The organism is Williamsia sp., assembly GCF_036566845.1.
GTDB lineage: Bacteria > Actinomycetota > Actinomycetes > Mycobacteriales > Mycobacteriaceae > Williamsia.
Genome location: NZ_DATCVM010000067.1, coordinates 1 through 26,733, shown reverse-complemented (window position 1 = coordinate 26,733; position 26,733 = coordinate 1). Strand labels below are relative to the sequence as shown.

The window sequence follows — 26,733 nt, the reverse complement described above, 5'->3', positions numbered from 1 at the left end:
CCGACCGGGCCGCGGTGTTCGGAGCACTGGCGGCCGCCATCACCGCCGTGTTCCCCTCGCTTCCGTACGTCGAGCTGGCCTTCACGTCCGTGCCGAACGCGGTGGGCGTTTCGCTCGCGCCGGTCACCGCGGTCCTGATCTGCTCGGCACTGACCGATCGGCGACGGATACCGGCAGCGGCGCTGGCGATTGCCGGTACCGCCGCAACACATCCGTCGGGCCTGGTCGTGGTCGCCGTCATCGTGGGACTCTGGTGGCTCCTGCAACGGCTGTGGACACCGGTCCGCGGTCGGCTCGGCGACTTCGCGGGCCTGGCCGCCGTCGGAGCGCTGGCTCTCGTGCTGATCAGTCCGGTCATCATCGGGACACTCAAGATGTCGGACAACAACGAGTTGTCCGGGTATGACTTCCGGGACGAAGACGCGACCGCCGCGCAAGCCGCGGTCCGCGCCGCACTCCAGGGCACCGAGATCCTCAGCGGCGACTATCCGCTGATCTACCTCCTGCTCCCGGCCGCCATCGGTCTGGGCTGGCTGGTGTGGTCGCGGAGCTGGGGGATGGTCGCGGCCTGGTTGGCATTTGTGGTCACCACCGCCAACGCCGTTGCCGAGTTGCCGTTGATCCCGTCGTCGCTCGCCGGCGTCCTCGGTGGGTACTTCTACAACTCGCAACACCGGCTCACGTTTGTGGTGTCGATCTTCACCGCCACGGCCGCCGGCATCGGACTTGGGGTACTGGTGTTGTGGGTGGCGGGTCTACTCGCCCGTCGAGACCGGTTCCGCGGCAACGCGCTCGTGCTCCCCGGGGTGGCCGTGATCGGTTTGCTGCTGGTGCTCGCCGGCGGTGTCTGGCGCTACGCCGACAACGGCAAGATCGCCACGCAGTACCGGAGTGAGGCACGAATCGGGATCGAAGACGTCGTCGCCTACAAATGGCTGGCGCAGCAACCGGACGCCCGCGGCACCGTGATCCTCAACAACCTCGATCAGGGCACGGGCTGGATGTATCCGGTGGCAGATCTGACGCCGCTGTACCCGTTCTATCGCGCCAACGATTTCAGTCAGCGCCAGACCGCCCTTCACTGGAATGTCGCGAAGATCGGCAGCGACCCGGAGATCGACCAGATCGTGCGAGACCTGGGGATCCGCTACGTCATCGACGCCCCGCCCAGCTACTGGTGGTTCCAGGAAGGCCCACCGCGGCCGGAAGAGGGCTACTACGGAGATCCGTACCTGGAACTGCGCGAGCACGGGGCGCCCGGGTTGCGGGAGATCTTTTCCCAAGGAAACGTGACCATCTACGAGGTCACCGAAGAAGTACGGAACGGAACGCGATAATGCGCACAGTGGTCACCGGCGGAGCCGGATTCATCGGGTCGACGCTTGTCGATCGGCTCCTCGACGAAGGCCACGAGGTGGTGGTTCTCGACGACTTCTCACGCGGCCGCCGTGAGAATCTCGCCTCCGCGATCGATCGTGGTGCGACGGTTGTCGACGGTGACGTCACCAGCGTCGACCTGGGCGAGATCGTCGGACAGGCGCAGCCGGAGGTCATCTTCCACCTCGCGGCCCAGATCGATGTCCGGGCGTCGGTGACCGACCCGCTGTTCGACGCAAACGTGAACGTGCTCGGAACGATTCGCGTCGCCGAGGCGGCGAGACTTGCCGGTGTCCGCAAGGTCGTCTTCACGTCGTCGGGCGGCTCGATCTACGGATCACCCGAGCTCCTGCCGGTCGCCGAGAGCGCCCCGCTCGCACCCATGAGCCCCTACGCCGCAGCCAAGGTCAGCGGTGAGATCTACCTCAACATGTACCGGTCGCTGTACGGACTCGACTGCACCCACATCGCTCCGGCGAATGTGTATGGGCCACGCCAAGATCCACACGGTGAGGCCGGTGTGGTCGCGATCTTCGCCAAGCACCTGCTCTCCGGAGCGCCGACCAAGCTGTTCGGCGACGGCGGGAACACCCGCGACTACGTGTACGTCGACGATGTGGTCGCCGCGTTTGTGCTCGCGTCGGCCGAAGACGGTGGGGGACAGCGCTTCAACGTCGGCACCGGCGTGCAGACCTCCGACCGGGACCTGCACACGATGGTGGCGGAGGCCGCCGGCGCCGCTGACACACCCACCTTCGAACCGGCTCGCCTCGGCGATGTCCGTGATTCGTCGATCGACGGTTCCCGCGCCGGTGTGGTGCTCGGCTGGAAGCCCGCGGTGACGCTGGCCGAAGGCATCGCTCGGACGGTGGACTACTTCCGCAACAACGGCTGAGAACTACTCGACCACTTTTTCGGTGGCGGCGTATTTGTTCTCGGTGGCTGTTTTGAGGGGTTGCCACCAGTCGGTGTTGTCGCGGTACCAGGTGATGGTGTCGGCGAGGCCGGCGCGGAAGTCGAGGAACTGCGGTTGCCAGCCGAGTTCGGTGCGTAGCCGGGTGGAGTCGATGGCGTAGCGCAGGTCGTGGCCGGGTCTGTCGGTGACGAAGTCGAAGGCGTCGGTGGGCTGCCCGGTGAGTTCGAGGATGGTTTCGATGACGGTGCGGTTGTCGGCTTCGCCGTCGGCGCCGATCAGGTAGGTCTCGCCGATCTGGCCTTTGTCGATGATGGTCCAGACGGCGTCGTTGTGGTCGTGGACGTGGATCCAGTCGCGGACGTTGGTGCCGTGGCCGTAGAGCTTGGGGCGGATGCCGGACAGGACGTTGGTGATCTGGCGGGGGATGAACTTTTCGATGTGCTGGTAGGGGCCGTAGTTGTTGGAGCAGTTGGAGATGGTGGCTTGTACCCCGAAGGAGCGGACCCAGGCGCGGACCAGGAGGTCGCTGCCGGCTTTGGTGGAGGAGTAGGGGCTCGAGGGGTTGTAGGCGGTGGCTTCGGTGAAGCGGTTCGGGTCGTCGAGTTCGAGGTCGCCGTAGACCTCGTCGGTGCTGATGTGGTGGTAGCGGGTGTGGTGTTTGCGGACTGCTTCGAGCAGTGAGAACGTGCCGACGATGTTGGTGTGGACGAAGCTGGTGGGGTCGGCCAGGGAGTTGTCGTTGTGCGATTCGGCGGCGAAGTGGACCACCAGGTCGCTGCCTGCGACGAGTGAATCGACGAGTTCGGTGTCGGCGATGTCACCCCGGACGAACTCGATGCGGTCGGCGACGGGTTCGAGGGATTGTGCGTTGGCGGCGTAGGTCATCGCGTCGAGGACCACGATCTGCACGTCGGGCCTGGTGGCCAGTGTGCGATGCACAAAATTGGCGCCGATGAATCCGGCACCACCGGTGATCAATACCCGCATTTGTTGCCTCCGTTCGATGCTGCAACCCTACCGACCGGGGTAGTTGCCGACGGCCACGGGACCTGCGCCTTAAGGTGTGAACCATGCGCGGAATCATTCTGGCCGGGGGAACCGGGTCTCGGTTGCATCCGATCACTCAGGGTGTCAGCAAACAGCTCGTGCCGGTGTACGACAAACCGATGATCTATTACCCGCTGAGCACACTGATGCTCGCGGGGATCCGGGACATCCTCATCATCACCACGCCGCATGACGAAGCGGCCTTCCAATCGCTGCTCGGCGACGGCTCCCAGTTCGGTCTGTCGTTGACCTACCAGGTGCAGGCCAGCCCCGACGGTCTCGCACAGGCATTCGTGTTGGGTGCCGATCACATCGGCGGCGACTCGGTCGCGCTGGTCTTGGGCGACAACATCTTCTACGGACCCGGCCTCGGTGAGCAGCTCAACCGGTTCCAGACCATCGACGGCGGTGCGGTGTTCGCCTATTGGGTCCGCAACCCGCAGGACTACGGCGTGGTCGACTTCGGCGCCAACGGTAAAGCCGTTGACCTGCAAGAGAAGCCAGAGCATCCCAGGTCGAACTACGCGGTCCCGGGTCTGTACTTCTACGACAACGACGTCGTCGAGATCGCCGCCGGCCTACAGCCCAGCGCCCGCGGTGAATACGAGATCACCGACGTCAACCGCACTTACCTCGATCAGGGCCGCCTCCAGGTGGAGGTGTTGCCGCGCGGCACGGCCTGGCTCGACACCGGCACCTTCGATTCTCTCCTCGACGCCGGAAACTTCGTGCGCACCGTCGAACAACGTCAGGGCCTGAAAATCGCTGTGCCAGAAGAGGTTGCCTGGCGCCGCGGCTTCATCGACGACAGCCAGCTCGAGGTCGCGGCGACCAAACTCCTCAAATCCGGTTACGGCACATACCTCTTGGACCTACTACAGCGTGGCAAGGATTTCTGACGATGCAGATCGAACCCCTGTTCATCGACGGTGCTTTTGAGATCACCCCAAAGATGTTCGGCGACCCCCGCGGACTGTTCATGGAATCGTTCCGCGCCGACCTGCTCTCCGAAGCCATCGGCCACCCGTTCGACCTGCAGCAGGCAAACCTGTCTGTCTCCGCCGCCGGAGTGCTGCGCGGAGTGCACTTCGCCGATGTGCCACCCGGACAGGCCAAATACGTCAGCTGCCCCAAAGGCGCCATCTACGACATCGTTGTCGACATCCGCGTCGGCTCACCGACCTTCGGCCAGTCCCACGGAGTCCTGCTCGACGACACCAACCGCAAGTCCCTCTATGTCGGCGAAGGACTCGGCCACGCATTCGTCAGCCTCCAAGACGACTCGGTGGTCACCTACCTGTGCTCGACCGGTTACAACCCCACCGGTGAACACGGCATCTCACCCCTGGACCCGGCACTGGGCATCGACCTGCCCACCGCAGCCCGCGACGGCAGCCCGCTGACCTACACACTGTCCGACAAAGACACCGCTGCACCGACATTGGCCGGGGCCCGGGAATCCGGCCTCCTCCCGGACTTCGACGACGTCACCGCATTCCTGCAGGCGCTGGCAGATCCAACCGTCGCCTAAAAATTCGCTCCACGTACCTGCGTACGCGCCGGTTGCGACAGGCGCGTACGCAGGTACGTGGAGCGAATTGGGGGATCTACAACTGCAGCGTCGAGGCTGCACCAAGCCGATCGAGCAGAGTCGGGTCGTGGCTGACGATGGCAATCGCCGTTCCCTGGCCGGACAGCTCTCGCAGCAGGGTGACGACGGTGGTGGTGGCGATCGGGTCGAGCATTGCGGTGGGTTCGTCGCAGAGCAGAAACGCCGGTTCACCGATGAGTACGCGTGCGAGGCAGGCTCGCTGGAGTTGCCCACCGCTGACCTGGGTGGGAAAACGGGTGAGCAGATCGGGGTCGAGGCCCACCCGGTCGGCAACTGCGTCGAGATGGGCTGCGCGCCCGGCGATGTCGGCGGGCTCGGTGATGATCTGGGCCAGCGTCCATCGCGGGTTGCAGACCTGTCTCGGGTGCTGGTCGATCATGGCCAACGAGCCCGGTGCGGCCGTGGGCGCGCCGTTGTAGGTGACGGTGCCGGCATCCGGGGTCTGTAGGCCCGCCACCACCCGGAGCAAAGTCGTCTTCCCGCTGCCCGATGGTCCGGCCACGCCGGTGATGACTCCCGACCTCACCTCGAGGTCGACGTCGTCCAGGACGGTCTGATCACCGAAGTGAACCGAGATGGAGTGGGCCTGCAGGACATGGTTTTTCATGCCGACACCCCGTCGAAGAACGTGCTGACGTAGGTGTTGTCGATATCCAGGATCGATGTGGGTGTGCCGGTGGCTACAATCCGCCCGGCGCGCATCAGGGCGACGGAATCACAGATGTCTTCTGCAAACAGACCCGACACGTCATGGGTGATCACCAGGACCCCCGCACCGCCATCGGCCATGGAACGCAACAACCGCCAGGTGGCGGCCGCGAGCGCGGGGTCCAGGGCCGAGGTGGGCTCGTCGGCCACCAACACCGACGGGTCGCCGGCGAGTGCGGCGGCTATCGCGGCCCGCTGGGCCATGCCACCGGAGAGTTCGTGTGGAAAGAGGTCCAGTGCTGACACCGGGAGTTCGACGACCTCGGCGAGCTCGCGGGCAGTGCGGGCACCACCCAGGATGCGGATGCACTCGGTGATCTGTGAACCGACGGTGCGCACCGGGGTGAAGGAGGTGGCCGGAGACTGAGGTATCAGGCCGACCTCGCGTCCACGGATCCGGCGCCACCGCTTGTCGTCGGTCGCGGCAATCGACTCACCGTTGATGAGGACCTCGCCGCTCACCGTGGACCCGGGTGGCAGGAGACCGCAGAGTGCCACCGCGACAAGCGATTTACCGCACCCGGATTCACCCATGAGTGCGGTCAGCTCCCCGCGCGCCATCGTCAGGTCCACACCGGCCAGGCCGGTGACCCCCGGTGCACGTCGACCGCCCCGAGTGGCGATCTCCACCTTCAGGTCCCGGATGTAGGCGCCCGCGTTCACCAGACTTCTCCCTGAGGTGGTTCCATCCGCCGGCGCAGGCTCGACGCCCCCGCCGCCACCGCCAGTGCGGTGAGGACCAGCGCGCCTGCCGGGACGGCCAGCGTCCACCAGGCGCCGAGCATCACATCTCCGCGGGCCTGTCCGAGGAGTGTGCCGAGACTGGCGCGGTCAGGAGAGAGCCCGACCCCGAGGAACGACAGGGTCGATTCGTGCCACACCGCATGGGGCAGCAGCATCACCATGGCGACGAGGGCCTGCCCCCCGACCGCGGGCAGGAGATGCCGCCGCGCCACAAAACAGTGCGAGGCGCCGGACAGACGAGCTGTGTCCACCCAACCGGATCGGGACGCTGCCAACAGTTCTGCCCGGACCACGCGGGCCACGGCCGGCCAGTGCGTCAGAGCGATCGAGGCGATGATGGCCAGCGGTGCGCCGCGCCACATCGCGGCGATGACGATGCCGACGACGAGGTGGGGGAGAGCGTTGAATCCGTCGACCACTCGCATGACCACGGCGTCGACCCAGCCACCGACGCCGGCGGCGAGCAGTCCGACGAAGACACCCAGAAGTGTTGCGACCACCGCGCATATCGCAGCCATCAGCAACGAGATCCGCAGCCCCTGCGCGGTGCGGACCAGCAGGTCGTAGCCGGAATGGTCGGTGCCCATGAGGTGCTGCGCGCCAGGGGCCGCGAGCGCCTGGCCGAAGTCGGCAACCTGCGCGCCCGCGACCATCGGCACTCCGACGGCGATGACCGCGATCACCGACAACATCAGCCACGGCCAGTGGCGGATTGCCCGTTGAGCAGCGATGGGCGCCGTCATGCCGACATTCCGATCCGAGGGTCGATGGCGGTCGCGGCGGCATCGGACAACGCCGATCCCAGCAGGACGGCCAGAGCAGATCCCACCGCCAACGCGGCCATCAGCGGAAAGTCCAGCGCGGCAGCGGAGTCGACCAGCACCGAGGCGACACCGGGCCAGCCGAAGATGGTCTCGACGATGGCGGCGCCGGCGATGACCTCGGGAAGCCGGGTCCCCAGAAGTGCGAGGGTAGGGGCCACGGAGGTGGGAATGATGTGGCCGCGCATCAGATCCCGGCCACCGACGCCCCGGGCGCGGGCGGCTCGGACCGCATCAGAGCCGACGGATTCGACGACCGAGGCCCGGGTGGCCAGCAACAGCCACGGAATCTGTGAAAGTGTCAGTGCCACAAAGGGCAACACAGCGTGCTCGAGAATACCCGCAGCCGTGTACGGGTCGCCGGGGTTGCGGGCGCCGGATGTGGGGAACCATTGCAGCCCCACCGACAGCACCGCGACCAGCACCAGGGACACAACAAACGGCGGCACGGACGCGAACAATGCCGATCCCGCCGCGCAGAGTTTGTCGACCGTGCCGCCGCGATGCATGCCGGCGAGCGCGCCCACGCCGACGGCGATCACGGTTGCGGCGACCAGCGCGGCCGCGGACAGACCTAGCGTGAAGGGCAGGCGGCTGGTGAGAACCTCTGCCACCGGCAGGGATTGGGTCGACGACCACCCGAGGTCACCGTGCAGAAGATCGCAGAGCCAATGCCACCACGCGGTGTACCAGGACTGGTCGGTGTCGTAGGCGTCCGCGGTCGCCTGTCGCTGCGACTGTGTGGCGCTCTGATAGTTGTCGCCGAGGTAGGCCGCCAACGGGTCGAACGGGGACAGTGAGGCCAGCAGGAAGATGGCTGCGGAGACCGCAATCGTCACCGGGACCGCGATCACGGCGCGAATACCCAGCAAACGTGCTGCCGGAACCAACCGGCGCTTGGTGGTGTTCACCCGCTTGGCGGTATTCATCGCTGCCAGGCGGCGATGTGCCACCACGGTCCCCACGTCACGCCGTGCGAGTGTGGTTCGAGGATGGGTGCGGTCTGCTCCCAGCCGAGGTCGCGGTAGGCGTAGGTGTGGTCGAGGAATGCCAGGAAGACCGATGACGGCTGCGCCATGTAGATGGCCTGGATCTCGCGGTACCTCGCGTTGTTCTCCGGTGTGGTCGCCGAGGCGCGGGCCTGCTCCAGCAGCTGATCCAATCCCGGTGCGGTGAAGTTGCCGGGATTCGCGTATGGCGACGAATCCGGGACGCGGGTGTGCAGTGTGTTGTAGACCTGGGAATCGATGCTGTACGGCGTCTCCCCGCCGCCGAGCAGCACCGCGGAGCCCTCCAGCCTGGTCTCGATGTCGTCCCAGCTGCTGCCCCGGGGTATGACCTCGACACCGAGCGGCTTCATCGCGGCCGCAAACGCCACGGCCAGGTCTCTCCGCAGTGTGTCCTGTGCGTTGTAGAGCAACTCGAATGATGCTGGAGAACCATCTTTTTCGCGGATGCCACCATCACCGGGCCGCCAGCCCGCGGAGTCGAGCAGGGCGGCTGCCCGCGTCGGGTCGTGGTCGAACACCGCTTCCGGGTTGTAGGCGTCGCCGTAGACCGCCGCCACCGGGGTGCTGGCCGGATTAGCTTGTCCGGCAAGGACATCAGCGACCATGGCGGCGCGGTCGATGCCGTAGTTCATGGCCAGACGCGCCTGCGGATCGGCTGTGAACGCGTTGCCGCTCGGGAAGGACACGCCCCGCCAGTCTGCGGAGCGGACGCCGACCACGTCGACACCATCTCGTCCTTCGAGCGCCTCGATCATCTTGGGGGGCAGGGAACCGCCGTCGACCTCGCCCGTCGAGATCTGTGCGGACCTGCTGTTGTCGTCGGGGGAGTAGGTGAACACCAGGGTTGTCACCTGGGGCAGATCGCCCCAGTAGTCCGAGCGTGCGGTCATCACGGCCTGGTCGCTCTGCAGTTCGTCTAGCGTATAGGGGCCGGTGCCAATGGGTTTGGTGTTCAGGGCCCAGTCGGCCGCAGGTGCGTTCTCGACCTTCTCCGACGGTGCGATCCCGAGCAAAAGGTACGGCGAGGGATCAGCATTGGTGTTCATGGTGACGGTCACGGCGTCCGGACCGTCTGCGCTGATGTCGACAACCGGCGCCAGCCCTGCCGAGACCTCCGAAGCGACAACCGGATTGCGGACGGCGTCGTAAGTGGCGACCACATCCGCCGAATCGAGTGCGGAACCGTCCGAGAAGGTGACGCCGGGGCGTAACGTGAGCCGCCACCGCCGGTCGCCGACATTCTCGGGGGTGCTGTCCGCGAGAGACGGGACCAGTGCGGGCAGTGCCGTGTCGGTGTCCGCTGCGGGCCGGAGCAAACCCTCGTACAGCGGCGAGACACCGAGGGCGCCGTACCCCGCGACAGGGTTGTAGCCGCCCAGGGGTTGGCTGTCCGCGAGCACGATTCGCCGGGAATCCTCGACCGATGGCGACGAGCAGCCGGCCAGGACCAGCAGTCCTGCGGCGGCCAGCAGTGCCGAGCGTCGTGACGCGGTCAGCATCGAGCCCCTTTCGAGATGAGTCCTGGAGATATATGTGTCTGACTGGACATATATGTGCCGTGCAGTAGCCTAACATCGTGAGCGAACCCCAGCCGGACGATGTCGATGAGTGGGCCAAACGCTTTGCGCTGCTGTCTGATTCCACGCGGCTGCGGCTGATCACCCAGATGCACGAACATCCGGGTTCGATGGTCGGTGAACTCGCCGCGGCGGCGGGCATCACCGAGAACGCGGCGTCACAGTCGCTGAGGGTTCTCCGCGCGCAGGGCTGGGTCGCGACCACCAAAACCGGGCGGACCGTGCACTACAGCGTGGTGGCCGATGCGATTGTGCACCGAATCCTGCACGACGTCATGGGCGCCCGGCACCACAACCACGATCACTGAGGTGGATCGGCCGGCGGATCCTGTCCGGGTTCGGGGGTGCCGGCCGGTCGTTGGTTCTCCAGCGCCGCGTTCTGCAGTGCCACCGACCGGGCGAGGCGGGCGTACTTGATCTCGACGTCACGGAACCGCAGGTAGGTGCTGATCGTGGTGAAGGCGAACGCGACCACCAGCCCGTACAGCACCAGGTCGGTACCACGCCCGACACCCACCCAGCCCGCGATGACCGTCAGATCGTCCGGCCGCAGCAGCGCGTACACACCAAAGGCGAGGAACGCCAGGAAGATCAGCTTCACCCACGCCGATGCCCGGGCGCTGCCGCGACGGGTGATGAAGTAGCCGACCAGCAGGAGTACGGCAACGATCAGGAGGATCTGGATGACCAGCATGGTGCTATCGCCTCATCCGGCCACCGAGCAGACCGTCGCTCAAGATGTTGACACCGTTGAGTAATGACTGGCCCTTGGCCATCGAATACTCGGTGTAGAGGATGGTCACCGGCTGCTCGGACACCCGCCAACCGTGCTGGTCGATGAGCGCCACGAACTCCGACGCGTGACTCATCCCGTTCATGATCAGGTCGAGCTCGTCGGCCACCGTGGAGTTGAACACGCGCAGACCGTTGTGTGCGTCGGTCAGTCCCATCCGCCGGGTCCGTGGACTGAGGAAGACGATGGTGCGCAACGCCATTCGCTTGATCAGAGGAACGCTCTTGCTGCGGTCCTCGGCGAAGCGGGTACCGATCACGATGTCGAGGGGCTCGGTCCGGAGCCGTGCCAGCATCGCGACCACGTCGTCGACCTGGTGCTGGCCGTCGGCATCGAAGGTCACGAAGTACCGCGCCCGCGGCTTCGTCCGCGCGTATTCGACGCCGGTCTGGATCGCCGCACCCTGACCGAGGTTCACCGGGTGGCGGACGAGATCGGCACCCGCGGCCCGGATCTCGGTGGCCGAACCATCTTTGCTGCCGTCGTCGACGCAGACGATGTTCGGGAACGTCCGCTTGGCGGCGGTGATGACCGAGCGGATCACCGGTGCCTCGTTGAACACCGGGACGATCAGCCAGACGTCGGTGTTGCCGGTGGCAGTTGGTGAGTCAGTGATGATCACACCTCCACGCGCACATCGACCGGGTACCGAACGGCCCGCGGCAACCCAACCGTCTGTCAGGCCGATAGGCAGTCTATCGGTATCACCTCCCAGGGAAGGCGCCTGTACGCTGCGGAGCGTGCCAGCTGTCGACGTCATGTTGCCGTTCTACGGCGACGTGGATCTGCTGAAAGCCGCGGTCCGCAGCGTCCTCGATCAGACGTTCACCGATTTCCGGCTGGTGGTGGTCGACGATCAGTATCCCGATCCCGAGCCGCAGCGCTGGCTGCGGTCGCTGGGTGATCCGCGCGTGCACCACCTCCGCAACGATGTGAATCTCGGCGTCAACGGCAACTTCCGGCGCTGTGTTGACCTGGTCGAGGCGCCCGTGTTCACCCTGATGGGCTGCGACGACCTGATGGGACCGGAGCATCTGGCGACCACGGTTGCGGCGATCGAGTCCCATCCCGACGTCGCGGTGATCCAGTCGGGTGTGCAGGTCATCGACGCCGACGACACCGTGGTCCGGCCGCTGGGCGATCGGGTCAAGGCCGCGATGGCGCCGGCGGCACCCACGGTGCTGCGGGGCGAAGACCTGGTGGCGAGCCTGTATCGCGGCAACTGGACCTATTTCCCGTCCCTGGTCTGGCGGAGCGCGGTGTGCAAACCGATCGGCTTCCGCCCCGGTCTCGAGATCGTCCTCGACCTGGCACTGCTGGTCGACGTCGCGCAGGCGGGTGGTGCGCTGGTCCTCACCGATGGCGTCACCTTCTCGTACCGTCGTCACACCGAGTCGGTCAGCTCGGTCCAGGCGGTCGACGGCCGGCGATTCGATGAGGAACGGGCCTTCTTCCGCGGAGAGGCGCAGCGCTGCGCGGAGATGGGCTGGCCGGTCGCGGCCAGGGCCGCTCGCCGGCATCTGACATCACGGCTCAACGCGGCGACGCTGCTGCCCGGGGCGCTACTCGGCAGGCAGTGGCCGGTCGCCGTCTCGCTCGGCAGACACGTGGTCCGCTGACCGCGACCTCACCGCCCACAGATGGACCGCCATCCCGAGCAACGGTCCGGCGATGAGCGCGATCGACACCCGCGCCTCGAGGTCGGCCGGTATGAACAACAGCGCGATACTGGCCGCGGTCGCCACCCACCATCCGGCCGCGTAGAGGCGGTGCCGTCCGATGGCGAGGGCCATCGCACCGGTGAGTGTCAGGACCGCCATCGCCATCGCGCCGATGGTCAACGCGGCGATGGTGGAGCCGGAGAGCCGGTAGTCGGCTCCGAAGAGCGTTTCGAGCAACCACGGACCGATCAGCCAGGCCGCGACGGCCCCGACCACACCCACGCCCGCCACGATCAGCAACGGCGCGCTCAGCGCCTGCAGAACCCGATCGCGGTTCTCGACGAATCGGCTGATCAGGACACCCTGAAAGCTGTTCAGCGGCACCAATAGCGGAGCCCGCGTCAGCGTGACCGCCAAGATGACGGCCCCGGCCACCGAGTCGAGGTCGCCGGAGGTGGTCAGTTTGATCAGCACCGGGAAACCCATCACCAGTACGGCACTGGCCAGCGCGGCGGCCATGGCGGTGACGGTGTTGCGGGCCAACTCCGGGACCCGGACATCCCCGCCGGCGCCCAGCGCGGTACGGGCCGGTCGCAGACAGAGGACAACAACGGCCGAGGAGACGGTGCCCGCGATTGTCATCACCAGGAACGCGAGCAGTCCCCAGCCCGCGATGGCGGCGATGACGGTCAGGACCAGCCGGATGACGGCATCGACGATGAGCAGGGTGGCGAACGGTCCCCACCGGCCCAGTCCGGACAGCATGCCCCCGAGGCCGGCGTAGATCCCGAACGCCGCGACACCGGCCGCGAGCAACACCACCGATTCGATTCGGTACCACTCGAATACGGCGCCGGCCCAGCCGATCGACGTCACCGCGACCACCAATGCCAGTCCAACCCCGACCGCGACGTTGAGCGGCATTGGGCGGGGCCCGTCGGCCCCGCTGATGCGGGCTCCCCGGACCGCGCGGGTGGTCTCCTGAAGCTGCCCGTTCTGGGTGCCGGTGACCAGCCCGTACGCCGCCCAGAACACGGCGAATGCGGCGTAGCCCTCGGCGCCGAGAGCGCGGGCGGCGATCAGCAGGACCAGGTAGCCGGACACCGCGGCGATGACGGTCGCCAGGGCCACCCGTCTCATCTAGAGGACCGGATACGCCGGCAGCGGCTTCTCGTCGAGCCAGTGCTGCCACAGGTCGTTCAGCGGCATCGGACTGTATTTGGCGGCGAGGCCGGTGAAGTCCGCGGACGTGACCGAGCTGTAGCGGTGCTCCCTGGTCCACTCCCGAAGCAGATCGAAGAAGTTGTTGTCGCCCACGCGTTTCCGCAGGGCGTGCAGCGTCAGGGCGCCCCGTTTGTAGACCCGGTCGTCGAACATGTACTTCGGTCCGGGATCGCCGATCGCCAGATCCATGGAGGACGCCGCGAGCCGGCCGTAGTACTTGCGGGCCTGGGCCTCGGCGCTCGGACCACCGGAACGTTCCGACCACAACCACTCGCTGTAGCAGGCGAATCCCTCGTGCAACCAGATGTCTTTCCACCGGCTCAACGTCAGGGAGTTGCCGAACCACTGATGAGCCAGCTCGTGGGCGACCAGCCGTTCGGACGAACCGGTGCCGTCGCAATGATTGGCACCGAAGATCGACATACCCTGGGCCTCGATGGGGATCTCGAGGTCGTCATCGGTGACCACCACCGAGTATTCCGGGAACGGGTACGGCCCGAACATCTCGACGAACACTTCCATCATCAGCCGCTGCTTGGCGAAGTCGTGGTCGAGGTTCCGCCGCAGGCGCGGCGGGATCACCGCGTGGATGGGAACCGGTTTGGTGCTCAGCGTCTTTCGCGTGTACGCGCCGATCTGGATGGTGGCCAGGTAGGACGCCATCGGCTCGATCTGCTCGTACACCCACGTGGTTTGGGCGGCCTTCGTGCGCTTGCTCCGCAGGACACCGTTCGCGATCGCCATGAAGGGACTGTCGGTTGTGATCGAGATGCCGTACGCGGCTTTGGAACTCGGATGATCGTCGCAGGGGAACCAGGAGGCCGCGCCGTTGGGCTGGCTGGCCACCAGGGCACCCTCGGTGAGCTCTTCCCAACCCACATCGCCCCATTGACCGCGGATCGGCCTGGGATTGCCGGAGTACTTGACGACGATCGTCATCGCACCACCGGCGGGCAATTCGGTGCCGAGCGTGATCGTCAGTTTGTGACTGCGGTGGGTGTAGCGGGTGGGCCGCTTGCCGTTGACCGTGATGCGGTCGACCTTCAGCGATGACGACAGGTCGACGCTGAACCTGCTCAGAGTGCTGACAGTGGTCGCGGTGAGGGTGGCGACACCGGCGAGCCGATTGGTCGACACCCGGTATTCGAGGTGGAGGTCATAGCGCGACACGTTGTACCCGATGTTGCCGTTGGCCGGAAGGTACGGGTCGATTCCGTCCGACGGGTCACCCAGCAACGCCTGGCCGGTTCGGGAGGAACGCCTGTCGAGTTTACCTGGCACGAATCCTCCTGTTCGGTTCCGAAGTGCACCTTCGATCGCGTTGAATGGCTTGTAAGTGGACATCGATGACGTCGCATTGCCGACACATGATCGCTCGTGACGTTACATGGCCACTGAGGCGATGGCGCTTCAAGACCCGTGGGGCACATGGCCACCGAAGTCGACGCACTTCCCTGCAAGAACAAGGACCGTAGTCATGGGTACATCGAGAAATTTCGCATCCCTGGTCGCGCGTGTGATCCTGGGCATAATTTTCATCTTCCACGGCTGGCAGAAGTTGCACACCAACGGCATCGACAAGACCGAGCTCTACTTCAAGTCGCTGGACATCCCGTGGCCGCGCGCCGCGGCCTGGTACTCCGCGCTCGTCGAATTCGGTGGTGGCATCCTGCTCATCCTGGGTGTGCTGATGCCGCTGGTGTCGCTGCTGCTGATCGCGGACATGATCGGGGCGATCTTCTACGCCCACATCGACAACGGCTTCTGGTCCACCGACTTCGGGTACGAGTTGCCGCTTGCACTCATCGCCGGTCTGGTTGCCGTCGGGCTCGCGGACACCGGACGCACGGGTGCCGACGGCTACCTCAGGTACCGACGGCGTCGAACCCAGGTCTAGCGCCCGCCCCGGTGTCGCTAGTTCCACGGTGCGATCGGATTGCCTTGCCAGCGGGTGGAATCGGGGACCACATCGCCACGCATGACGAGTGATGCCGGTCCCACGGTGGCCCCTGCGCCCAGTCCGGCCGCCGGCAGCGCAACACAATGTGGTCCGAGTGTGGCGCCGGGACCCAGCACGACCTCGTCCATCGCCATCACCCGATCGTGGAAGAGGTGGGTTTGGACCACACAGCCGCGCTGCACGGTGGCGCCGTCGCCGAGCGTCACCAGATCGGCCTCGGGCAGCCAGTAGGTCTCACACCAGACGCCCTTGCCGATGTGGGCGCCGAGCATCCGCAGCCAGACGTTGAGGATGGGCGTGCCGGTGGCCGCATTCGCGAACCAGGGCGCGGCCACGGTCTCCACGAAGGCATCCGACAATTCGTTGCGCCAGACGAATGAACTCCACAGGGGGTGTTCGGTGGCCCGGATCCGTCCGACCACGGTCCATTTCGCCGCCGCCGCGATGCAGCAGGCGGCGGCACCGGCAACCAGCAGCACGAGCCCGCTGACAAGGCCGGCCACAAAGTAGTTGGTCTCGATGACGACGTACTGCAAGGCGATCAGCACCAGCAGGCCGAGCCCGAAACTGACCATCACCGGGATCAGACGCATCGTCTCGACCGTCGAGCGGGCGATCTTCAGCCGCAGCGGCGGGTCGAACGTACGGGACGTGTCGGACTGTGCTGCGGCCCGGCGCAGGCGAACCGGGGGGCTGCCCAGCCAGCTCGACCCGGATTTCGCCTTGCTCGGCGTCGCGGACAGGACGGCGACCAACGAGTTCTTCGGCACCTTGCGCCCGGGGCCGGTCATGCCGGAGTTCCCGAGGAAGGCTCGCTTGCCGACCTTGGCCTCGTCGATGTGCATCCATCCGCCGCCGAGTTCGTAGGAGGCGACCATGGTGTCGTCGGCCAGGAATGCACCGTCGCCGACGGTGGTGAACTTCGGGATCACCAGCGCGGTCGAGATCTCGGTGCCCTTGCCGATGTCGGCGCCGAGCAACCGGAACCACCAGGGCGTCAGCAGGGATGCGTACAGCGGGAACAGGAAGGTTCGTGCCGAGTCCATCAATCGCTCGGTGGCCCAGACCTGCCATCCGACGCGTGAACGGACCGGGTGATAACCCTTCTGCATCCCGATGGCCAGCAACCGCACCAAGATCACGGTGAGCACCGCGAACACGAACAGGCTCACCAGCGTGGCGGCCGGCAGCAGGGCCATCGCGCGCAGCGTCACCGACTCGAGGTCGTCGGCGCGGCCCGCCCAACTGCCGATGACCGTGAGCCCGGCGGCGAGCGACAACAGCGGGACACCGGCGAGCAAGATCGATGACACCCCGAAGATGGGAACCCAATAGCTGCGCCTGGCGGGGCGTTCCTCCGGCCAGGGCCGCTGGGCCTTGCCTGTCTTGACCGCGGGCGAACCCGCCCAGAGCTGGCCGCCCTTGACGCGGCCCATGACTGCCGAACCCGGCGCTATCTCGGCACCGGCACCGATCCGGGCGCCCGGCAACAGAGTCGACCGTGAACCGACACTGGCGCCCGCGCCGATCTCGATCTCCCCGATGTGGACGACGTCGCCGTCGATCCACCACCCCGAGAGATCGACCTCCGGCTCCACCGAACAACCTTCGCCCAGGGTGATCAGACCGGTCACCGGAGGCAACGTGTGCATGTCGACGCCTCTGCCGATCTGCGCCCCGAGCGAGCGGGCGAAGTAGATCATCCAGGGGGCGCCCGACAGATTGGCGGCACCGCTGGCCTCGGTCAGACGTTCGGAGACCCACAGCCGCACGTGCACCGAACTGCCGCGGGGGTAGTCACCGGGACGCAAGCCGGCCAGCAGGAGCCGGATTCCGGCCGCGGCCGTGAGCATCCGGCCGAGCGGGGTGATGAAGACGATGAAGGCGGCGATGACGATCCACCAACTGATGGGCCGGATCCAGGCTGCGTCGAAGACCGAGGACATGACGTTGTTCACGATGGCGAGCCAGGTCGCCCACTGCAGACCGGTCAACGTGGTCAGCGGTATCGACAGCGCGATCTGGGCCAGTCCCGCGCGACGGGGGGTGGGTTCGACGATGCGCGGCTCGACCACCGCGCCGGGGTTGAGGTCGTCGAGCATCTGCGCCAGCGATCCGAGCCGGGGATGGTCGTAGAGGTCGGCGACCGTGACGGTGGGGAAGCGCTGCCGCAAGGCCGTCACCAGCTGCGCGGCGGCCAGTGAACCGCCGCCCTCGGAGAAGAAGTCGGCCTTCGCGTCGGTGATCCCGACGCCGAGGACCGTGGTCCAGAGCCCGGCCAGCCAGGCCTCGGTGGCGCTGAGGTCACCGAGGTCGGCCTCACCGTCGCCGGACGGCAGCGGCCACGGCAGTGCGTTGCGGTCGACCTTGCCCGATGTCTTCGTCGGCAGTTCGTCGACGAGGACGAGTCGGGGGATCAGCGCCGAGGGGAGTCGGTCGGTGAGCAGATCCCGGGCCTTGCTCACGTCGAAGTCGGGGTCCGTCGACACGAGATAGCCGACCAGCAACGAATTGCCCGCCGCCGATTTACGAACGGCCGCGGCGGCGCCACCGACACCGGGCAGGTGCTGCAGGGCGTTGTCGACCTCGCCGAGCTCGATGCGACGTCCACCGACCTTGACCTGGTCATCTGCGCGGCCCATGAAGACCAGGCCCTCGGGCTCGAATCGGACCAGATCACCGCTGCGATACGCGCGTTCCCAGCCCAGGGTCTCCATCGGCGAATACTTCTCGGCGTCCTTGGCGGGGTCGAGGTAGCGGGCCAGGCCGACGCCGCCGATCACCAGCTCACCGACCTCACCGACCCCGACCGGCTGCTGTTCGCCGTCGACCACGGCCAGATCCCAACCGGCCAAGGGGAGCCCTATGCGAACGGGGGCACTGCCGTCGAGCAGGGCGGCACAGGCCACCACGGTTGCCTCGGTGGGGCCGTAGGTGTTCCAGACCTCGCGGCCGTCGACGGCCAGTCGCTCGCCGAGTTCGGGTGGGCAGGCCTCACCGCCGAAGATCAGCAGACGGACCGCTTCGAGTGCCTCCGGCGGCCAGAGGGAGGCCAGAGTCGGGACCGTGGACACCACGGTGATGTCGCGCTGGACCAGCCACGGGCCCAGATCCATGCCGGAACGAACCAGCGATCGTGGTGCGGGGACGAGGCAGGCCCCGTAACGCCAGGCCAGCCACATCTCTTCGCAGGAGGCGTCGAAGGCCACCGACAGTCCGGCCAGTACCCGGTCACCCGGACCGAGGGGTTCGTCCTGCAGGAACATCATCGCTTCGGCGTCGACAAACGCCGCCGCGTTGCGATGGGTGACGGCCACGCCCTTGGGTGTGCCGGTGGATCCGGAGGTGAAGATGATCCAGGCATCGTCATCGATGGTCGGCCGGGTGGTGCTCTCGGCACGCTCACCCGCCGACGGCGCCAGACCGGTGGGCCAGGTCAGGCCCTCGGCACCCAGGACCGCCGCCACACCGGCCTCACCGAACACCATCGCCGCCCGCTCGGGCGGATCGTCGGCGTCGACCGGAACATAGGCGGCACCGGCCGCGAGGGTCGACAGGATTGCCAGATACAGCTCGCGCGAGCCCGACGGCATCCGGATCCCGACCCGATCGCCGCGTCCGATCCCGCGCGTGCCGAGCCAGGCCGCACCTTCGTCGACGAGGTCCATCAACTCGGAGTAGGTGAGAATCGCATCGCCGTCGTCGATGGCCGGTGCGTCCGGATGCGCTGACGCGGTCTCGGTCAGTACGTCGATGAGGGTTCGTGCGGTTGGTGCCTGCGCAGATCTGCTGAACTGCGCGAGGGTCGGAGCTGTCACCAAGGGCCTTTCTCTCCACGTTGTGGATCAAGTGTTGCAGCCCGGTGGTGGACTTGCGATGCAACGAGACCATATCGGCAGGCGCCGGGTCTAACCCAGGTGGACTCACTCGCGGCATGGGAACTGTGGCTTTGTTGAACGTTTGTCTAGAATTCACTCACGCGCGACGATTGAACCCGCTCCCGGCGAAGGGAACTCGACGATGTCGGTGACCAGACACGGCAGACCCAGCCTGCAGTCGTACCCGATCTGGCTGGGTTCGCGTCTGGTCTTGAAACCAATTCTCACGCTCTGGCCGATCGGTGCGTTCGGGCTGCGGCCGCTGTATCTGATCGATGAGATCTTTGCGCTCGGGCCGAAGGCGAAGGGCATCGTGCGTGATCAGATCACGTTGGCCGGGCGACCGGTGGAATTGTCGGTGCCGTCCCGCCCGAGCCGTCGCGACGACGCTTCCGCGGTGCTCTATCTCCACGGCGGGGCGCTGGTCGTCTGTGGCCTCGCGACCCACCGCGCGGTGGCCGGGAGGCTGTGCCAGGACATCGACCTGCCCGTCTACTCACTCGCCTACCGGCAGTTGCCGGAGGCCGGGGTCGGCACATCGGTCTCCGACGCCTACCAGGCCTATCGGGAACTGGTGCTGGAGCGGGGATTCAAACACGTTGTGGTGGCCGGTGATTCGGCCGGTGGATTTCTCGCCGGGAAGGTCATCGAGCTGGCGTACCGCGACGGGCTGATCCCTCCGGCCGCCTTTATCGGGTACTCACCGCTCCTCGACCTCGATCTGGGTTCCAATCCTGACCGGACGAGCCGGTCGGACGCCTACCTGCCGATCCGCAAACTCGCCGCCCTCCGCCCGAAATTCGACAAGGGTCCGATCGAGCTGACCGGGGCCCGGCGGATCGTCGATGTACCGGCCGAGGCGTTCCCGCCGAGCATTGTGATCACCGCCGAGGACGAGATGCTCGAACCCGATGCGCTCGCGTTGGTGGAGTCGCTGCGCTCGGGTGACGTGGAGGCCGAACTGCACAGCTATTCGTGGCAGGTTCATGCGTTTGCGGTGCTGGCCGGCCGGCATCCGGAGGCGGGCAACGCCATCGCCAGGACCGCCCGGTTTGCCAAGGCGGCGATCGAGGCGGCCCGTATGGGGCGGCGCGGTCTGCAACAAGTGGGCTGAGCCGACTTCGACGCACCGTGAGTCATACGGTGTTCGGCCGGATGTGCGCGAAGTACTTTCGGGGAGAACACATCCACAGCCCGAACTCCGGAAGGTAGTCCATGTCTGAACAGATCAGTGTTGTCAAAGTCGGAGGGAACATCGGAGCCAGGATCGACGGTGTCACACTGTCCGGCGACCTCGACAGCTCGACGATCACGGCGATCAATGACGCCTTGCTGGCACACAAGGTCATCTTCTTCCGCGGGCAGGACCACCTCGACGACGAGGGGCAACTGGCCTTCGCCCGCTCACTCGGCATCCCGACCATTGCACACCCGACAGTCACCTCGCGCGGCGACACCATCCTGCCGATCGATTCCGACTACGGCCGCGCCAACAGCTGGCACACCGATGTCACCTTCGTGGACCGCGTGCCGAAGGCATCCATCCTGCGTGCGGTGGCGTTGCCCGCGTACGGCGGCTCCACCACCTGGGCGAATACGGGCAGCGCGTACGAGCAGCTGCCCGAGCCGCTGAAGGCGCTGGTGGACAAGCTGTGGGCGGTGCACAGCAACGTCTACGACTATTCGACGAAGGTCGTCGAGGCGGGCGAGTTGACCAAGAACGTCGAAGAGTACCGAGCCGAGTTCCAGTCGACCTACTACGAGATCGAGCACCCGGTGGTGCGCGTCCATCCCGAAACGGGGGAGAGGTCGTTGCTGCTCGGCAACTTCGTGCGGCGTTTTGTCGGATTGGACTCCGCGGAGTCGACGGCGTTGTTCGATGTTCTGCAGAAGCGGATCATCAAGCTGGAGAACACGGTTCGTTGGAACTGGCAAGCCGGTGACCTTGCCATCTGGGACAACCGCGCCACCCAGCACTACGCGGTGGCCGACTACGACGACAACTACCGGCGCCTGAACCGGATCACGCTGGCCGGCAACGTCCCCGTCGGTGTCACGGGCGAACAGAGCCGGGTTGTCGCCGGTGACGCCTCGCACTATTCGGACGTGGTGGATCCGCGCGATTCCTACCGCGCGCTGGCGGTCTGAGGCCGGACTCCTCCTCAGACCCGCCGCGACGGGGGCGCCTTCGCTCACGCGATCGCGCGGCGTTGTCGTTGGATGGCCGGGTCCGGAACCGGAACCGCCCGCAGCAGGGCCTGGGTGTATTCCTGGGTCGGTTTGGTGAGAACCGCTGTGGCCCGGCCATATTCGACCAGCTTGCCGGCGCGCAGGACCGACACATGATCGGCGACCTGTTCGACGACGGCGAGATCGTGGCTGATGAACACTGCCGCGAATCCCAGCTCCTGCTGCAACTCCCGGAACAGTTCCAGCACGTTGGCCTGGATCGACACATCGAGTGCACTGGTGGGTTCGGCGGCGATCAGCACGGTCGGGCGCAGCGCCAGGGCCCGGGCCAGGGCGACGCGTTGACGTTGGCCGCCCGAGAGTTCGTGTGGCCGGCGGTCGGCGAATCCGCGGGGTAGCTGGACCAGATCGAGGAGCGCGGCGACCCGTGCCCGGCGATCTGACTTCGATCCCACGCCGTGGATGTCGAGAAGCCCTCCTTCCTGTACTTCTCGCACATCGCGATGCACGGTCCGCATCAGGCCAAACCGCAGGATCTGGACCGGTTCCGCGGGAAGTATGCCGAAGGGTGGGATTCTGTGCGACAGAACCGATTCGAGGCGCAGAAGCGTGCCGGATTCTTCCCGTCGGAGACCGAGATGGCGGCCCGGAACGTCGAACCGGGATATGACGCACCCGAGTGGGCGACGCTCACCGACGACGAGCAGCGTCGTTACCAGCGGTATCAGGAGGTCTACGCGGCGATGGTGCACAGCGTGGACGAATCGGTCGGCCGGATCCTCGACACCGTCGAGGCCCTCGGCGAACTCGACAACACGATCGTGGTGTTCACCTCGGACAACGGTGGTACCGCCGAGGGTACCCGTTCCTACTTCAGCCAGTTCGTGCACCGGCCGATGCCCGCCGATTGGCCGGGGGACGTGCCGCATTCCGAGGACCTGATCGGGTCGCCGGAGATCGGTACCCATTACCCGCGGGGTTGGGGTCAGGCGTCCAACACCCCGTTCCGGTTCTACAAGGGGCAGACCTTCGCCGGTGGGGTCAGGGTCCGTCCTCATCTCGTGGCCTGCCGCGTGAGGACGGCGATCTCGGTCTGCGCAAACACTATTCATACGTCACGGACATCGCGCCGACACTGCTGGACCTCATCGGCGCCCGCATACCCGACGAGCGCCGCGGCAAGCCCGCCAAGGAGCGCGACGGTGTCAGCATCGCAGAGGTGTTGCGCGACGATTCGGTGCCCACGCCTCATCAGGAGCAGTACGCCGAGTTCGGTGGACATCGGGGGTTCTACCGCGATGGCTGGAAATTGGTGACGCTGCACGAAGATCCGGCGCTGCTGGACGACCCGCAGTGGCAGCTGTTCGATGTGGTGCTCGACCCCGCAGAGACCCGGGATGTCGCCGCCGCGTACCCCGAGAAGGTGGCCGAACTGGCCGCCGCCTGGGATCAAGCGGCCTGGCACAATACGGTCTTCCCGCTGCTGTCCGGTCCGGATATGGGCCGCCGCCGGCCTGAAGAGGCGAAACTCGGTGAGCCGGTGGGACTTCTCGCTCGTGGTGATCGGGTCCGAAACGGAATCCGAACCGGTTGAGCTACTGGGACAGCTGCAACTCGTCGGGATGGCTCCGTGGACGGGGATCTCGGTGGGAGTCGATGCGCGTGGACCGGCGTCGCCCCCGTTGCGCAAGCGGCGCGGACCGTTCCGGTACAGCGGTCAGTTGCGTTCGGTCACCTACACGCCGGGCGAGGTTCGGGTCCCGGCGCCGGTCATCGCCGAGATCGAGGCTGCCGCGGAGGCCTCCGCGGACTGAAATATGAACATCGCGGCAGCAATGAAACGGTATGGAGAATCTGTTCCATTGCTGCTACGGTCGGTGCATGACAGAAGCAGTCGACACGTCGCCCGGTGGCTCAGAGGCCGACCGGGCAGATGCTGTCGAGCGTCCGGAGGTTGTCGGCGCTCCGCTCGGTCCCGGGTCTTTGACCTGGAAATACTTCGGTGACAGCCGGGTCACGCTGCTGGGTCCCCGCCCGGGTGTGCTCGAGAACATGCTGCCGGCGCTCGGGCAGGCCGTCCTGGAACACTCGGTGTTCTTCACCGACCCGTTCGCCCGCGTCAAGCGCTCGCTGCCGGGTATCTACGGCACCGTCTACGCGCCGGAGGGTTCGAGCGCCGGACCCACGGTCCGTGACTTCCACACCGGCATCAAGGGTGAGATGCCGGGCGGTGGGCGCTACCACGCTCTCGATCCCGAGACCTACTACTGGGCGCACGCGACATTCGTCGACATCGTCCTGACCGCGACCGACCGCTTCATCAAAAAGCTGACGGACGCCGAGAAGGAACAGATCTACGCGGAGTCGGTCACCTGGTACCGCCGCTACGGCGTCAGTGATCGTCCGATGCCGGCCACCTACGCCGACTTCGTGGCGTACTGGGACCGCATGGTCGACGAGGTGCTGATCCCGCACAAGACCGCGCGCTACGGCGTCGGATTCGTGACCAAGGGCTATCCGCTGCCGCCCGGTATGAATCCGCTTGTCTGGAAGGTGATCTCACCGATTGTCAACCCGTTCGCGGCCTTCATCACCACCGGTGGACTGCCCGAACGTTCGCGCCGGCAGTTGGAACTGCCGTGGAGTGACCGCAAGGAACGCAACTACCAGCGATTCTGTGCGGTCGTCCGGTCTCTCGATCCCATCTACCGGAAGCTGCCCGCCACGGTCCGCTACAACAAGTTTGCGCTGAAGGGTTTCGCGCAGGCAGGTGTGCGGCCCTGAGGGGTGGCTGTATTCTTGACCTGCGTGGAGCTGGTCACTTGACCTGCGTGGAGTTGTTGTCCGAGAACTGGGTTCGGTACAGCTCGGAGTAACGTCCGCGGCGCGCAAGCAGTTCGAGGTGGGTGCCGCGTTCGACCACGCGGCCGTCCTCGAGGACCAGGATCTCGTCGGCCGCCCGGATGGTCGACAGTCGATGAGCGATCACCACCGACGTCCGGTCGGCGAGTGCTTCGGCCAACGCTTCCTGCACCGCGGCTTCCGATGTGGAGTCGAGGTGAGCGGTGGCCTCGTCGAGGATCACCACGGAAGGTTGTGCGAGGAGCAGTCGCGCGATGGTCAGGCGCTGGCGCTCGCCACCGGACAGCCGGTATCCGCGTTCTCCGACCACTGTTTCCAGGCCGTCGGCCAGACTTGCCACCAGCCCGTCGAGCCGCGCGCGCCGCAGCGCATCCCAGATGTCCTGCTCGGAGGCGTCGGGACTGGCGAACAGAAGGTTCGCCCGGACCGTGTCATGGAACAGGTGTCCGTCCTGGGTCACCAATCCGATGGAGCGGTGCAGAGATCCGCTCTCGATGTCCCGAATGTCCGTGTCGCCCAGCAGTACCGCGCCGCCGTCGACGTCGTACAGGCGTGTCGCGAGTTGGGCGATCGTCGACTTCCCGGCGCCGGAACTGCCGACGAGGGCGACCATCTTGCCAGGCGGCACCTCGAAGGAGACGTCATGGATGACCTGTTCGCCACCCCTGGTGTCGAGGATCGCGACCTCTTCGAGCGATGCCAGCGAGACCTTGTCCGCCGACGGGTACGCGAACTGAACATCCTTGAAGGTCAACGACTGCGGGCCCGCCGGTGCAGTCACAGCGTCTTCCTTGTCGGCGATCAGCGGCGGCAGATCGAGAACCTCGAAGACGCGCTCGAAGCTGACCAGCGCGCTCATGATCTCCACCCGGGCGTTGGCGAGTGCGGTCAGCGGTGCGTACATGCGTGTCAGCAGCAAGGCCAGGGAGACCACGGCGCCGGCATTGAGGTGACCGTTCACCGCGAGGTAGCCGCCCAGGCCGTAGACCAATGCCAGGGCCAGCGCCGAGACCAAGGTCAGTGAGGTGACAAAGATGCTCTGGGCCAGTGAACGGCGGACACCGATGGACCTGACCTTGTCGGCGCGGATCGAGAACTCGTCCGATTCGTGGTCGGGGCGGCCGAACAGTTTCACCAGGGTGGCGCCAGGTGCCGAGAACCGTTCGGTCATCTGGGTGGACATGAGCGAGTTGTATTCCGCGGCCTCTCGCGACAGTGCCTGCATCCGCTTGCCCATGCGTCGAGCCGGAACGACAAACAGCGGCAACAGGATCAGCGTCAACAACGTGATCTGCCAACTGATCGACACCATCACTGCGATGGTCAGTGTCAGCGTGACGATGTTGGACACCACGCCCGAGAGGGTGTCGGAGAAGGCTCGCTGGGCGCCGATGACATCGTTGTTGAGGCGGCTCACCAGTGCGCCCGTGCGGGTTCGGGTGAAGAAGGCGACTGGCATCTTCTGGACGTGATCGAACACCGCCCGGCGCAGGTCGTAGATCAGACCCTCACCGATCGTCGACGACAGCCAGCTCACCAGGAGTCCGGCCGCGGCCTCGGCGAGTGCGATCAGCGCGATCAATCCCGACAGCCACACGATCGTGGATGCGGGCCCGCCGTCGACGATGTGGTCGACCACCTGTCCGGCGAGGACCGGTGTCAGGACCGTCAGGATCGCGACGACCACGCTGAGGATCATGAAGACGGTCAGCTTGCCGCGATGCGGCGTGGCGAAAGCCATGATCCGGCGGACGGTGACCCCGCGGTTCTCCCGCCGCTCCTCGCGGTCCAGGTCAGGACCGTTCATCGACCGGTACATCGTGTTGTAGGCAACTGACTCCATGCTCATGTCCACCACTGTAGAAGTTCAAGTTCACTTGAAGTCAATCCGTGATGGCGACGCCCTCGTGCGCGGGCCGTGGATGCCGTCGTTGCCGGGTTGTGATCAACTGGAATCGACGGTGCACATAGTGACGAGGGAGACACGGTGGTTTTGCGACTCGGGTACAAGGCTTCGGCGGAGCAGTTCAATCCTCGTGAGCTGGTGGAGATCGCGGTGGCTGCGGAAGAGCACGGTATGGATTCGGTTGCGGTGTCGGATCATTTTCAGCCGTGGCGACACAACGGTGGTCACGCCCCGTTCTCGCTGGCCTGGATGGCGGCGGTGGGTGAGCGGACCAAGCGGGTGCAGATCGGGACCTCGGTGATGACGCCGACGTTCCGGTACAACCCGGCGGTGATCGCGCAGGCGTTCGCGTCGATGGCATGTATGTACCCGGGCCGGATCATGCTCGGTGTGGGTACCGGTGAGGCGCTCAATGAGTACGCGACCGGTTTTCAGGGTGAGTGGCCC

23 protein-coding genes and 2 pseudogenes are annotated in these 26,733 nt (G+C 66.2%); 12 read left to right on the top strand and 13 right to left on the bottom strand.

Features of this window, described 5'->3' with window-relative positions; translation table 11 throughout:
- Together VIQ49_RS06165 and VIQ49_RS06160 are read left to right on the top strand one after the other, a co-directional pair.
- Positions 1 to 1,337, top strand: a 1,337-nt coding sequence (locus VIQ49_RS06165; RefSeq protein WP_331882071.1) for a DUF6541 family protein, incomplete at its 5' end; no start/stop codon positions are given.
- Entirely contained in the window at positions 1,337 to 2,272 is a 936-nt protein-coding gene (locus VIQ49_RS06160; RefSeq protein ID WP_331882069.1) for an NAD-dependent epimerase/dehydratase family protein, read from the top strand. The genes VIQ49_RS06165 and VIQ49_RS06160, both read left to right, overlap by 1 nt.
- Before the next feature lie 3 nt (positions 2,273 to 2,275).
- Here VIQ49_RS06160 and rfbB read toward each other — a convergent pair whose 3' ends face one another.
- Positions 2,276 to 3,280, bottom strand: coding sequence for a dTDP-glucose 4,6-dehydratase (gene rfbB, locus VIQ49_RS06155; protein WP_331882067.1), 1,005 nt, complete (start codon positions 3,278 to 3,280; stop codon positions 2,276 to 2,278).
- Positions 3,281 to 3,363: 83 nt separating this feature from the next.
- On the opposite strand from rfbB, the gene rfbA reads away from it, so the two are divergent.
- Complete coding sequence (gene rfbA, locus VIQ49_RS06150; RefSeq protein WP_331882065.1) at positions 3,364 to 4,239, top strand: glucose-1-phosphate thymidylyltransferase RfbA; 876 nt, start codon at positions 3,364 to 3,366, stop codon at positions 4,237 to 4,239.
- 2 nt (positions 4,240 to 4,241) lie between these two features.
- Positions 4,242 to 4,871: a dTDP-4-dehydrorhamnose 3,5-epimerase gene (locus VIQ49_RS06145; RefSeq protein ID WP_331882063.1), complete on the top strand. Its 630-nt coding sequence runs from the start codon at positions 4,242 to 4,244 to the stop codon at positions 4,869 to 4,871.
- Between the two features lie 76 nt (positions 4,872 to 4,947).
- Here VIQ49_RS06145 and VIQ49_RS06140 read toward each other — a convergent pair whose 3' ends face one another.
- Genes VIQ49_RS06140 through VIQ49_RS06120 form a run of 5 tightly spaced genes read right to left on the bottom strand, consistent with a single transcriptional unit; the run spans position 4,948 to position 9,734 of the window.
- Complete coding sequence (locus tag VIQ49_RS06140) at positions 4,948 to 5,559, bottom strand: ABC transporter ATP-binding protein (RefSeq protein WP_331882060.1); 612 nt, start codon at positions 5,557 to 5,559, stop codon at positions 4,948 to 4,950.
- A complete protein-coding gene (locus tag VIQ49_RS06135) occupies positions 5,556 to 6,323 on the bottom strand; it encodes an ATP-binding cassette domain-containing protein (protein WP_331882058.1) in 768 nt (255 codons plus the stop codon). Before VIQ49_RS06135 ends, VIQ49_RS06140 begins: the two co-directional genes overlap by 4 nt.
- Positions 6,320 to 7,147, bottom strand: coding sequence for an ABC transporter permease (locus VIQ49_RS06130; RefSeq protein ID WP_331882056.1), 828 nt, complete (start codon positions 7,145 to 7,147; stop codon positions 6,320 to 6,322). The genes VIQ49_RS06135 and VIQ49_RS06130 overlap by 4 nt, the downstream gene beginning before the upstream one ends.
- The gene (locus VIQ49_RS06125; RefSeq protein ID WP_331882054.1) at positions 7,144 to 8,154 is read right to left on the bottom strand and encodes an ABC transporter permease; all 1,011 of its coding nucleotides are present in this window, start codon (positions 8,152 to 8,154) and stop codon (positions 7,144 to 7,146) included. Before VIQ49_RS06125 ends, VIQ49_RS06130 begins: the two co-directional genes overlap by 4 nt.
- Positions 8,151 to 9,734, bottom strand: coding sequence for an ABC transporter substrate-binding protein (locus VIQ49_RS06120; protein ID WP_331882051.1), 1,584 nt, complete (start codon positions 9,732 to 9,734; stop codon positions 8,151 to 8,153). Before VIQ49_RS06120 ends, VIQ49_RS06125 begins: the two co-directional genes overlap by 4 nt.
- Positions 9,735 to 9,811: 77 nt before the next feature.
- Here VIQ49_RS06120 and VIQ49_RS06115 point away from each other — a divergent pair, with 77 nt between their 5' ends.
- Positions 9,812 to 10,120 carry a winged helix-turn-helix domain-containing protein gene (locus VIQ49_RS06115; protein ID WP_331882048.1) on the top strand — a complete coding sequence of 103 codons (309 nt, stop codon included), beginning with the start codon at positions 9,812 to 9,814 and terminating at the stop codon, positions 10,118 to 10,120.
- Here the strand turns inward: VIQ49_RS06115 and VIQ49_RS06110 are convergent.
- Both VIQ49_RS06110 and VIQ49_RS06105 read right to left on the bottom strand, forming a co-directional pair.
- Complete coding sequence (locus VIQ49_RS06110; protein WP_331882046.1) at positions 10,114 to 10,506, bottom strand: DUF2304 domain-containing protein; 393 nt, start codon at positions 10,504 to 10,506, stop codon at positions 10,114 to 10,116. The genes VIQ49_RS06115 and VIQ49_RS06110 overlap by 7 nt on opposite strands.
- Positions 10,507 to 10,510: 4 nt before the next feature.
- On the bottom strand, positions 10,511 to 11,227 hold the full coding sequence (locus VIQ49_RS06105) for a glycosyltransferase family 2 protein (protein WP_331882044.1): 717 nt from the start codon (positions 11,225 to 11,227) through the stop codon (positions 10,511 to 10,513).
- Between the two features lie 118 nt (positions 11,228 to 11,345).
- Here VIQ49_RS06105 and VIQ49_RS06100 point away from each other — a divergent pair, with 118 nt between their 5' ends.
- Positions 11,346 to 12,224, top strand: a complete 879-nt coding sequence (locus tag VIQ49_RS06100; RefSeq protein ID WP_414731588.1) for a glycosyltransferase family 2 protein — start codon at positions 11,346 to 11,348, stop codon at positions 12,222 to 12,224.
- Here VIQ49_RS06100 and VIQ49_RS06095 read toward each other — a convergent pair.
- Complete coding sequence (locus VIQ49_RS06095; protein ID WP_331882041.1) at positions 12,168 to 13,406, bottom strand: polysaccharide biosynthesis protein; 1,239 nt, start codon at positions 13,404 to 13,406, stop codon at positions 12,168 to 12,170. The genes VIQ49_RS06100 and VIQ49_RS06095 overlap by 57 nt on opposite strands.
- On the bottom strand, positions 13,407 to 14,771 hold the full coding sequence (locus tag VIQ49_RS06090; protein WP_331882039.1) for a M1 family metallopeptidase: 1,365 nt from the start codon (positions 14,769 to 14,771) through the stop codon (positions 13,407 to 13,409).
- Positions 14,772 to 14,967: 196 nt separating this feature from the next.
- Here VIQ49_RS06090 and VIQ49_RS06085 point away from each other — a divergent pair, with 196 nt between their 5' ends.
- Positions 14,968 to 15,387, top strand: coding sequence for a DoxX family protein (locus VIQ49_RS06085; RefSeq protein ID WP_331882037.1), 420 nt, complete (start codon positions 14,968 to 14,970; stop codon positions 15,385 to 15,387).
- Positions 15,388 to 15,404: 17 nt separating this feature from the next.
- On the opposite strand, the gene VIQ49_RS06080 is transcribed toward VIQ49_RS06085, so the two are convergent.
- The gene (locus VIQ49_RS06080) at positions 15,405 to 19,268 is read right to left on the bottom strand and encodes a Pls/PosA family non-ribosomal peptide synthetase (RefSeq protein ID WP_331882034.1); all 3,864 of its coding nucleotides are present in this window, start codon (positions 19,266 to 19,268) and stop codon (positions 15,405 to 15,407) included.
- Between the two features lie 202 nt (positions 19,269 to 19,470).
- Between VIQ49_RS06080 and VIQ49_RS06075 the strand changes: the two genes are divergently transcribed.
- Entirely contained in the window at positions 19,471 to 20,442 is a 972-nt protein-coding gene (locus VIQ49_RS06075; protein WP_331882031.1) for an alpha/beta hydrolase, read from the top strand.
- Positions 20,443 to 20,543: 101 nt separating this feature from the next.
- Positions 20,544 to 21,476, top strand: a complete 933-nt coding sequence (locus VIQ49_RS06070) for a TauD/TfdA family dioxygenase (protein ID WP_331882028.1) — start codon at positions 20,544 to 20,546, stop codon at positions 21,474 to 21,476.
- Positions 21,477 to 21,520: 44 nt separating this feature from the next.
- Here the strand turns inward: VIQ49_RS06070 and VIQ49_RS06065 are convergent.
- Positions 21,521 to 21,988, bottom strand: a pseudogene (locus tag VIQ49_RS06065) (ATP-binding cassette domain-containing protein); the annotation flags it as partial.
- Here VIQ49_RS06065 and VIQ49_RS06060 point away from each other — a divergent pair.
- Together VIQ49_RS06060 and VIQ49_RS06055 are read left to right on the top strand one after the other, a co-directional pair.
- Positions 21,962 to 23,332, top strand: a pseudogene (locus tag VIQ49_RS06060) (sulfatase-like hydrolase/transferase); the annotation flags it as partial. The pseudogenes VIQ49_RS06065 and VIQ49_RS06060 sit on opposite strands and share 27 nt — an antisense overlap.
- Positions 23,333 to 23,399: 67 nt before the next feature.
- Positions 23,400 to 24,302: an oxygenase MpaB family protein gene (locus VIQ49_RS06055; protein WP_331882025.1), complete on the top strand. Its 903-nt coding sequence runs from the start codon at positions 23,400 to 23,402 to the stop codon at positions 24,300 to 24,302.
- A gap of 34 nt (positions 24,303 to 24,336) precedes the next feature.
- Here VIQ49_RS06055 and VIQ49_RS06050 read toward each other — a convergent pair whose 3' ends face one another.
- Positions 24,337 to 26,229 (bottom strand): ABC transporter ATP-binding protein, encoded by a 1,893-nt coding sequence (locus VIQ49_RS06050; protein WP_331882023.1) that lies wholly within the window; start codon positions 26,227 to 26,229, stop codon positions 24,337 to 24,339.
- A 138-nt stretch (positions 26,230 to 26,367) separates the two neighbouring features.
- Here VIQ49_RS06050 and VIQ49_RS06045 point away from each other — a divergent pair.
- Positions 26,368 to 26,733: LLM class flavin-dependent oxidoreductase (locus VIQ49_RS06045; protein ID WP_331882021.1), on the top strand; the 366-nt coding region annotated here is incomplete at its 3' end.

What these genes read in the sequence shown, in the direction of transcription:
- VIQ49_RS06160 (WP_331882069.1), top strand. Translation starts at nt 1,337, where the DNA reads ATGCGCACAGTGGTCACCGGCGGAGCCGGATTCATCGGGTCGACGCTT.
- rfbB (WP_331882067.1), bottom strand. Translation starts at nt 3,280, where the DNA reads ATGCGGGTATTGATCACCGGTGGTGCCGGATTCATCGGCGCCAATTTT.
- rfbA (WP_331882065.1), top strand. Translation starts at nt 3,364, where the DNA reads ATGCGCGGAATCATTCTGGCCGGGGGAACCGGGTCTCGGTTGCATCCG.
- VIQ49_RS06145 (WP_331882063.1), top strand. Translation starts at nt 4,242, where the DNA reads ATGCAGATCGAACCCCTGTTCATCGACGGTGCTTTTGAGATCACCCCA.
- VIQ49_RS06140 (WP_331882060.1), bottom strand. Translation starts at nt 5,559, where the DNA reads ATGAAAAACCATGTCCTGCAGGCCCACTCCATCTCGGTTCACTTCGGT.
- VIQ49_RS06130 (WP_331882056.1), bottom strand. Translation starts at nt 7,147, where the DNA reads ATGACGGCGCCCATCGCTGCTCAACGGGCAATCCGCCACTGGCCGTGG.
- VIQ49_RS06125 (WP_331882054.1), bottom strand. Translation starts at nt 8,154, where the DNA reads ATGAATACCGCCAAGCGGGTGAACACCACCAAGCGCCGGTTGGTTCCG.
- VIQ49_RS06120 (WP_331882051.1), bottom strand. Translation starts at nt 9,734, where the DNA reads ATGCTGACCGCGTCACGACGCTCGGCACTGCTGGCCGCCGCAGGACTG.
- VIQ49_RS06110 (WP_331882046.1), bottom strand. Translation starts at nt 10,506, where the DNA reads ATGCTGGTCATCCAGATCCTCCTGATCGTTGCCGTACTCCTGCTGGTC.
- VIQ49_RS06095 (WP_331882041.1), bottom strand. Translation starts at nt 13,406, where the DNA reads ATGAGACGGGTGGCCCTGGCGACCGTCATCGCCGCGGTGTCCGGCTAC.
- VIQ49_RS06085 (WP_331882037.1), top strand. Translation starts at nt 14,968, where the DNA reads ATGGGTACATCGAGAAATTTCGCATCCCTGGTCGCGCGTGTGATCCTG.
- VIQ49_RS06075 (WP_331882031.1), top strand. Translation starts at nt 19,471, where the DNA reads ATGTCGGTGACCAGACACGGCAGACCCAGCCTGCAGTCGTACCCGATC.
- VIQ49_RS06070 (WP_331882028.1), top strand. Translation starts at nt 20,544, where the DNA reads ATGTCTGAACAGATCAGTGTTGTCAAAGTCGGAGGGAACATCGGAGCC.
- VIQ49_RS06055 (WP_331882025.1), top strand. Translation starts at nt 23,400, where the DNA reads ATGACAGAAGCAGTCGACACGTCGCCCGGTGGCTCAGAGGCCGACCGG.
- VIQ49_RS06050 (WP_331882023.1), bottom strand. Translation starts at nt 26,229, where the DNA reads ATGAGCATGGAGTCAGTTGCCTACAACACGATGTACCGGTCGATGAAC.